Source organism: Yoonia sp., from assembly GCF_042093035.1.
GTDB lineage: Bacteria > Pseudomonadota > Alphaproteobacteria > Rhodobacterales > Rhodobacteraceae > Yoonia.
Genome location: NZ_JBELFI010000018.1, coordinates 22,284 through 29,914 on the forward strand (window position 1 = coordinate 22,284; position 7,631 = coordinate 29,914).

8 protein-coding genes and 1 pseudogene are annotated in these 7,631 nt (G+C 54.4%); 4 read left to right on the plus strand and 5 right to left on the minus strand.

Translation table 11 applies throughout. The annotated features are described in order from the left end of the window. Positions 1 to 66: 66 nt before the first annotated feature. On the plus strand, positions 67 to 1,440 hold the full coding sequence (locus tag ACFDSS_RS04545) for a mechanosensitive ion channel family protein (RefSeq protein WP_375254579.1): 1,374 nt from the start codon (positions 67 to 69) through the stop codon (positions 1,438 to 1,440). After that, on the plus strand, positions 1,437 to 2,411 hold the full coding sequence (locus ACFDSS_RS04550; RefSeq protein WP_375254580.1) for a sterol desaturase family protein: 975 nt from the start codon (positions 1,437 to 1,439) through the stop codon (positions 2,409 to 2,411). Before ACFDSS_RS04545 ends, ACFDSS_RS04550 begins: the two co-directional genes overlap by 4 nt. Before the next feature lie 51 nt (positions 2,412 to 2,462). Here ACFDSS_RS04550 and ACFDSS_RS04555 read toward each other — a convergent pair whose 3' ends face one another. Together ACFDSS_RS04555 and ACFDSS_RS04560 are read right to left on the minus strand one after the other, a co-directional pair. Further along, positions 2,463 to 2,603 (minus strand): hypothetical protein, encoded by a 141-nt coding sequence (locus ACFDSS_RS04555; RefSeq protein WP_375254581.1) that lies wholly within the window; start codon positions 2,601 to 2,603, stop codon positions 2,463 to 2,465. Positions 2,604 to 2,606: 3 nt separating this feature from the next. Continuing rightward, positions 2,607 to 2,876 (minus strand): hypothetical protein, encoded by a 270-nt coding sequence (locus ACFDSS_RS04560; protein WP_375254582.1) that lies wholly within the window; start codon positions 2,874 to 2,876, stop codon positions 2,607 to 2,609. A 122-nt stretch (positions 2,877 to 2,998) separates the two neighbouring features. Between ACFDSS_RS04560 and ACFDSS_RS04565 the strand changes: the two genes are divergently transcribed. Beyond that, entirely contained in the window at positions 2,999 to 3,919 is a 921-nt protein-coding gene (locus ACFDSS_RS04565) for a LysR family transcriptional regulator (RefSeq protein ID WP_375254583.1), read from the plus strand. A gap of 63 nt (positions 3,920 to 3,982) precedes the next feature. Here ACFDSS_RS04565 and acs read toward each other — a convergent pair whose 3' ends face one another. Together acs and ACFDSS_RS04575 are read right to left on the minus strand one after the other, a co-directional pair. After that, entirely contained in the window at positions 3,983 to 5,932 is a 1,950-nt protein-coding gene (gene acs / locus ACFDSS_RS04570) for an acetate--CoA ligase (RefSeq protein ID WP_375254584.1), read from the minus strand. 134 nt (positions 5,933 to 6,066) lie between these two features. Continuing rightward, positions 6,067 to 6,291: a DUF1127 domain-containing protein gene (locus ACFDSS_RS04575; RefSeq protein WP_375254585.1), complete on the minus strand. Its 225-nt coding sequence runs from the start codon at positions 6,289 to 6,291 to the stop codon at positions 6,067 to 6,069. A 220-nt stretch (positions 6,292 to 6,511) separates the two neighbouring features. Between ACFDSS_RS04575 and ACFDSS_RS04580 the strand changes: the two genes are divergently transcribed. Further along, positions 6,512 to 6,949 (plus strand): hypothetical protein, encoded by a 438-nt coding sequence (locus ACFDSS_RS04580; protein ID WP_375254586.1) that lies wholly within the window; start codon positions 6,512 to 6,514, stop codon positions 6,947 to 6,949. A 241-nt stretch (positions 6,950 to 7,190) separates the two neighbouring features. Here the strand turns inward: ACFDSS_RS04580 and ACFDSS_RS04585 are convergent. Beyond that, positions 7,191 to 7,631, minus strand: a pseudogene (locus ACFDSS_RS04585) (right-handed parallel beta-helix repeat-containing protein); the annotation flags it as partial.

Below are 7,631 nucleotides of genomic sequence, written 5' to 3' on the forward strand. Positions count from 1 at the left end.
GCAATGCTTGTCCGCACAGGCCGCGACGTGCAAGTCTAGGGCAAGTTCAAAAATAGCATGAGGCAAATGGCAAACCACGACATCAGTTTGGGCAATACGTCCCTTGATGCGTCCTCGGAGGCGACCATTGAGGAAGTGATTGATATCAGCACCGATTTGTTGTCGCAGGGGCAGATGCTGGTCGAAATGCTGTTTCGGACCTGGAACCTTTATCAGCTTCTGATCGCACTTGGCGTTTTCGTCTTTGCCCATCTGTTGCGGGCAAGTCTGGGTCCACGCATCCGGGCATGGATGGCCGCAAGGGAAAACTGGCCCAAATGGCGGATGCGGGTGCTTGTGGTGGTGCACCAAAGACTCAGCGCGATATTTTTTGTCACGTTGATCTGGGCCGTGATCTACCTGATGCGGGAAGTCACTTGGCCGAGCCGAAGTTACCTTCTCAGCATTATCGGCACACTGGCCTTTGCCTGGCTTGGCATTGTCTTTGCAACGCGGCTTATCAAGAGCCCCCTGCTGCGCAAACTGGTGCGTTACGGGGCGTGGATCTGGGCCACATTGCAAATTCTTGGCCTATTGGACACCGCAGAGCGGTTGCTCGATAGCATTGGCTTCAGCATTGGCGAAATCCGCTTTTCGCTTCTGCTGCTTGTCCAGGGGCTTGTTATTCTTGGTGTTTTGATCGCACTCGCGCGCTTCTTCACGACCACAACTGCAACACGGATCATTGCGAACGAGGATATCAGCCCATCCATGCAGGTCCTGATCGTGAAGGGCGTACAAATTGCCTTCTACGGCGCGGCTTTCTTTCTGGGAGTGCGTGCGCTGGGTATTGACCTGACCGGCCTTGCTGTTCTGTCAGGTGCGATTGGTGTCGGTCTTGGTTTTGGTTTGCAAAAGGTGGTCTCGAACCTTGTGTCGGGTGTCATCATCCTGCTCGACAAGTCCATCAAACCCGGCGACGTCATCAGCCTTGGGGATACATTCGGTTGGATCAACTCTCTGGGTGCGCGCTATGTGTCTGTGGTCACCCGCGACGGGCGCGAATATCTGATCCCGAACGAAGACTTGATTACCGGGCAAGTGGTGAACTGGTCGCACTCCAACGATTTTGTGCGTCTCGATATCCATTTCGGCACCGCATACCATGACAACCCACATGAGGTCCGGCGTATCGCAATTGAAGCCGCCCAAAGCGTCGATAGGGTTCTCAGCGATCGCAATACGGTTTGTCATATCGTGGGTTTCGGGGACAGTTCCGTCGATTACATCCTGCGCTTTTGGATCAAAGACCCAACGGGCGGTTTGACCAACATCCGCGGCAACGTTTTCCTTGCGCTTTGGGACGCTTTTGATGCCAATGGGATCAGCATCCCATTCCCGCAACGTGAGGTGAAGCTTTTGGAAAGCGAGCAGGTGACCGTAAAGATCGATCAACCATGAGCGCGCCTTTGAAAGGTTGGAACCATGTTCCTGACGTGCCGCTGCAGGTCTCGCCCTTTTTCACGTGGCCGTTGCGCCCGCTCCAGATGCTCAAATGGGTCTGGAACTCTTGGTTTCTAATCACCGAGAAACTGATTATCGTCGCTATTGCGTTCGCATCGTTTTACTGGTTCCAACCGCCGCTGGAAGAAACCAAAATGCTGGCATTCGGTTGGATAGCTGAGATTTATTTGAGAAACCTTTTGCTGATGAGCGCCGTGGCAGGCGGGCTTCATCTCTATTTCTATACCTTCACCAAACAGGGCCAAAAGCTGAAATACGACCCGCGACCGTTGATGAAGAACGGCAAGCAATTCACGCTGGGCGGGCAGATCCGGGATAACATGTTCTGGACACTGGCCAGCGGTGTCACCGTTTGGACGGCCTACGAAGTCTTGATGTTCTGGGCCATGGCCAACGGCTACGCACCGATGCTGACGTGGGCTGCAAATCCGGTCTGGTTTATCGCTTTGTTTCTGCTGATTCCCGTGTGGGAGAGCTTCTATTTCTATTGGATCCATCGGCTCTTGCATGTGCCGTTCTTGTACAAACATGTCCACGCCTTGCATCACCGCAATATCAACGTGGGCCCGTGGTCCGGGCTGTCGATGCATCCGGTGGAGCATGTGATTTTTCTGGGAAGCGTGTTGATCCATTGGATCGTCGCGGCGCATCCGGTGCATATCCTGTTCCATATGCAATACTACACGCTCACCGCTGCAACGACACATACCGGGTTTGAGGGACTGTTGGTGAAGGACGAAAATCGGCTGAAGCTGGGGACGTTCCATCACCAAATGCATCACCGCTATTTCGAATGTAACTATGGATCGCTCGAAATTCCGTGGGACAAGCTATTCGGCTCGTTCCATGACGGCACGGATACCGCAAATGAGGCCATGAAGGAACGGCGCAAGCGGATTATGGGGTAGGTCGGAAGAAAGGGCCGATCCACAGAACGGCCCTTTTCAGATGCGTAGCATTTAGCCAAAGTAATGTGGAAAACCGGAGATAAAGTAGGTCCGAAGGCTATAAAGATGCAGGTTCAACCGGTCCCGATCATCGGTAGAGTTCGGGGCAATTTCCGGGTTCATGACGCGATGTTGGAGCTTGAGCAAGGCCATCACCTATTCCTCCAAGAAGTACGAAAGCTGCTCAACGAAGCCATATTTACGCATCATCGCATCGCCTTCGGGTGTGCGGCTAATGGCGCGCGTGGCTTCGAGGTCTTTGACCTCGCCGACGACGGCGACTTGGTGAGGATCATTGGGGTCGCGCAGGATCGCTGTTATCTTCATGGCATCACCGAAGATCGCCTCTTGCTCGGCATGATATTCCGGCAATCCCATCGGATTTTCTGTTGTTGAAACGCGTGCAATAGAAACCATCATTGTCATCTTAAATCCCTTTCCTGTTTATCTCATCGCCCGTTCATCGCCGGGCATACGCAATGATTGCAGAATGCCGATTGCAGGATAAGATAGTGATGATTGCGATGATAATTCGATGGGATCGAACAATGATTGACCAGTTACGGCCGATGGAGATTTTTCAATGTGTGGCAGAGCTTGGGTCATTCCGGGCGGCGGCGAAGAAGCTGAAGCTATCGCCGTCTGTGATTAGCCACCACATCACGCAGTTGGAGGCGCAATTGGGCACGCCGCTGCTCTATCGGTCCACGCGGCGGATGTCTTTGACAGATGCGGGTTCTGAGCTGCTGGCAGCCTCTCAGCGGATGACTGCGGCTGCATACGAAGGGCTTGCCGCAATGAACAGACGCGCCCATCAACCCGTTGGTAAACTGTCGATCACCGTCAACACTGGCAGTGCAAGCAACCCTTTTGCCCAGATTTACACAAGCTTTGCCAAAGCCTACCCGAAGATCCAGCTTTCGATACATCTTTCAGACTATGATGTCCCGTTAGAAGGGTCACAGTTTGATCTGGCAATTCGGGGAAAGCCGGGCGGTTTGGAAGACACTGCATACCGTGCGGCGAAGCTGGGGTATATACCGTTTGGTATCTTTGCGTCACCGCAATACATCGCAACGCGCCCACCCGTTGCGACGCTAGACGAATTGAATGGGTGGGACAGGATCCAGGCGCCTGTTATTCCGTGGAGTGTCTTTGCAAAAATGGCGGATGGAGAAACGGCAACGACCGAACCAAGTATCGTCGTTTCCTGTGACAACTTTGAAATGGGCAGACAGTTCATGTTGCAGGGGCTTGGGTTCATGATCGAAGCAACCGCCCTCTTTGCCGATGATGTCGCCGCCGGTCGTGCCGTTCAAGTTCTTCCAGGTCAAAAACTTCGGCCGCTTGCCGTCCATGCAATCTATCCCGCAAATGCGCCATCTGACAGCCCAGCACGCCTATTGATCGACCATATGCTCGGCTTGGATTGGATGGTTGAAGCTGGTTATTGGGCCAGAGAAATCTGAACCGCAATCAAAAAAGGCCGCGCAATCGAAGCCGCCTTTTCAGTATTCTTGGTCCAGACGAGCCTAGCCTTTATTCATACGGTTCTCGATCAGATCATCCACGACGGACGGATCAGCCAGAGTTGACGTATCGCCCAGCGCGCCGAAATCATCCTCGGCAATCTTACGCAAGATACGTCGCATAATCTTACCCGAGCGCGTCTTCGGCAGACCCGGCGCCCATTGTATAAGGTCGGGCTTTGCAATCGGGCCAATCTCAGAACGGACCCAGACCTCAAGCTCTTTGCGCAACTCTTCGGATGGCTCTTCGCCGTTCATCAAGGTCACGTAGGCGTAAATACCTTGGCCCTTGATGTCATGCGGATAGCCGACCACCGCCGCCTCTGCGACCTTGGCGTGGGCCACAAGCGCACTTTCGACTTCTGCGGTGCCCATCCGGTGGCCTGAGACGTTGATGACATCATCAACGCGGCCCGTGATCCAATAATACCCATCTTCATCGCGGCGGCAGCCGTCACCGGTGAAGTAGTAGTTTTTATAGTCTGCGAAATAGGTTTTCTCAAAACGCTCATGGTCGCCCCAAACGGTCCGCATCTGCGCGGGCCAGCTATCTTGAATACACAAGACACCTTCTGCCGCCGTGTCATGGATTTCTTCACCCGTGGTCGGCTCCAGAATGACAGGCTTGATACCAAAGAATGGCAATGTGGCAGAGCCTGGCTTTGTCGTCGTGGCACCCGGCAATGGTGTCAGCAGATGCCCGCCCGTTTCCGTTTGCCACCACGTATCGACAATGGGCGCTTTGCCTTTGCCCACTACGTCATTGTACCAATTCCATGCCTCTGGATTGATCGGCTCACCCACAGTGCCCAGCACTTTGATGTCCGAAAGGTTGTATTTCTCGACAAATTCATTGCCCTGCGCCATCAAGGCACGGATCGCCGTCGGCGCTGTATAGAACTGGTTCACTTTGTGCTTTTCGCACACCGCCCAGAACCGACCCGCATCCGGATAGGTTGGCACCCCTTCAAACATGATGGTTGTGGCACCATTGGCGAGCGGTCCGTAGACAATGTAGCTGTGGCCCGTCACCCAGCCCACGTCAGCAGTACACCAGAAGATATCACCATCGTGGTAGTCAAACGTGTATTGCTGCGTCATCGCCGCATAAACCAGATAGCCGCCTGTAGAATGCACCACGCCCTTTGGTTGGCCGGTCGAGCCTGACGTATACAAGACGAACAACGGATCTTCGGCGTTCATCTCCTCCGGCGGACAGTCGGCGCTCACTTTCGCTTCCAGATCATGCAGCCAGTGGTCAAGCCCGTCACGCCAAGCGATTTGCTGTCCGGTGCGTTTAACCACGAGGCATTTCACACTGTCGAAATCATGCAAGAGCGCCTGATTGACGCTGTCCTTGAGGTTCGTGACCCGCCCACCGCGCGGTGCGCCGTCAGAGGTAATCACAACCTTTGCGTTGCAGGCATTCACCCGCGCGCCAAGCGCCTCCGCAGAGAACCCCGCAAAAACGATCGAATGGATCGCACCGATGCGTGCGCAGGCGAGCATGGCAAAGGCCGCCTCTGGGATCATTGGCATGTAAAGGACAACACGGTCGCCTCTGCCAACGCCCAGCTCCTTCAAGCTGTTCGCCATCAAACAGGTCTTTTCGTGCAGCATTTTGTAAGTGATGTGCTGCGCCTCATCATCTGGGCTATCAGGCTCCCAGATAATCGCAGTTTGATCGCCGCGCGTTTCTAGATGGCGGTCAATGCAGTTTGCACTGACGTTCAGTGTACCGTCTTCAAACCATTTGATCGCTACATTGCCGGGGGAAAAGCTGGTGTTCTTTACCTTGGTATAGGGCTTGATCCAGTCAAGACGCATGCCGTGTTCGCCCCAAAATGCCTCTGGATCATCGATAGACGCGGCGTACATCTTTTCGTATTTTGCTTTGTCGGCATGTGCGTTGGCGGCCATCTGCGCAGATGGTGCATAGGTTTTGTTTGACATGACGCCCTCCCTCTCGTTGGTCATTCGGATGGGGGCTACGGCCCGCCACCACCTTCAGATGACATCATGAGGAAAAACCGGGCGAATCCAAGCAATCACTGCATTGATGCGGCGCGGCGAAACTGCGCGGGATCTTAAGCGTCGTGTCGGAATGTCAGACTGACAGCATCAGCGCGTGTTAGCCCTCTGGCCTGCAGTTCCTTGTCAGACACCGCAGCGATCGCCTCAAGCGCTTGCATACGCGAATTGTTTTCTGCCAGCTTGTGAAGCAGTGCGGCAATCGAGCGAAACGGGACACTTGCCAATTCCAAAAACATTTCTCGGTTTGTAATCAGTGTATTATCAGGACGGATAGCCATAGGGCACCTCGAAATAAAGATCAGTCCTCCCAGGGAACAAACTATGAATTTCGCAGCAGCGCAACAACCGCGATTTGCGCATTGCCCCTATGCGAGGCACGCATTGGTCAGGGCGCAGTCATGAAAAAAGCAGCGCGGCAAACGGGCCGTGCTGCGTTCTGTTTATGGATTTTTCTTGGCGTTTCGAGCTTCCCAAGGCGCATCAGCTACCGAGATCGACTTGGCGCGGGGGGCTCGCTTCGATTTGGCCGCAGGCGCTTTGGCCGCCTTGGGAACCGGCTTTGCCGTTAAAACTGGCTCTGCGTTCTTGGCTGGCTGTGTTATTGCCTTTGCTGCGATCGGCTTCTTTGCCGGCTGTGCTTTCTTTTCGGCAACGACCTTCGGCTTCGCCGCTTTCGGCACGACTTTGGCTGGCTCAACCTTTTTCGTCGCCTTGACAGAGGCCGCCTTGGCCTCTGGTTTCGGCGTCGCTGGATTCGCGACAGGCTTCGTCTCAACAACAAGCTTCGGCTTCGGCGCAACAGGTGCAACGGCCTTCTTTGCGACAGCTGGCTTTGCTTTCGCCTTTGGTGCTGCCGCTGTCTTCTTCAGCGTGGATGCTTTCGGCTTTGTCATGAAATATGGCGTAAACAATGCGCGCTGCGCCGTCGCAGCCTGATCTATTATCACATCTGTCAAACGCATGTGCTGGCCAATGACTGCGCTTGCAGCGGTCATAGCCTGAGCGGAAAGTGTCAATGAAAGTGCGGGTGTCAAAACGATTCCCCCTTATTGCGTTGTGAAATCCGCTGTAAGTCTAGCACATTATATGCGGCACCGCAGCAACAATTCTGCACCGCAGCGATGACAGCAAAAAGGCCGCCCCAAGGCGGCCTCTGCACATTGTCAATTCAACTCCGTCAGTCCGGCTGATCCATGCGGACCTTACAGCGCAAGCGCCCCTTCACCGGCCTGCTCCAATTGAGGTTAACAGAGCGTCCATCTGCCCCTTGCGCAGCTTGCGGCCAAGGCAAGTCATGCACCACAGCACCGCCGCTATCCGTGATCGCTGCTTCTGGCATGACATGCTCTAGCCCAAGCGCATGGCCGTCGAACGGCAGCGCATTGCCGGTGTCAAGAACCCAGGTCGCCGCCTCTGTTTGCTGCTCAAACGAAAGGCTTGTCGGATTGGACACCGGCTCATTAACATTGTGGAATGTATTGGCAGAGAATGTGAAACTCCGTGTCCGACTATAGTCGAGATCGGCAAATGTCGTATCTACATTCTCCACACGGTCAATGCGGCCATTGATCGACCGAAAGACATTCCCGACAACGGCAAAACCGTTGATGTAGTGGCC

Coding starts and splice junctions, on each gene's coding strand:
- ACFDSS_RS04545 (WP_375254579.1), top strand. CDS start 67: ATGGCAAACCACGACATCAGTTTGGGCAATACGTCCCTTGATGCGTCC.
- ACFDSS_RS04550 (WP_375254580.1), top strand. CDS start 1,437: ATGAGCGCGCCTTTGAAAGGTTGGAACCATGTTCCTGACGTGCCGCTG.
- ACFDSS_RS04555 (WP_375254581.1), bottom strand. CDS start 2,603: ATGGCCTTGCTCAAGCTCCAACATCGCGTCATGAACCCGGAAATTGCC.
- ACFDSS_RS04560 (WP_375254582.1), bottom strand. CDS start 2,876: ATGACAATGATGGTTTCTATTGCACGCGTTTCAACAACAGAAAATCCG.
- ACFDSS_RS04565 (WP_375254583.1), top strand. CDS start 2,999: ATGATTGACCAGTTACGGCCGATGGAGATTTTTCAATGTGTGGCAGAG.
- acs (WP_375254584.1), bottom strand. CDS start 5,932: ATGTCAAACAAAACCTATGCACCATCTGCGCAGATGGCCGCCAACGCA.
- ACFDSS_RS04575 (WP_375254585.1), bottom strand. CDS start 6,291: ATGGCTATCCGTCCTGATAATACACTGATTACAAACCGAGAAATGTTT.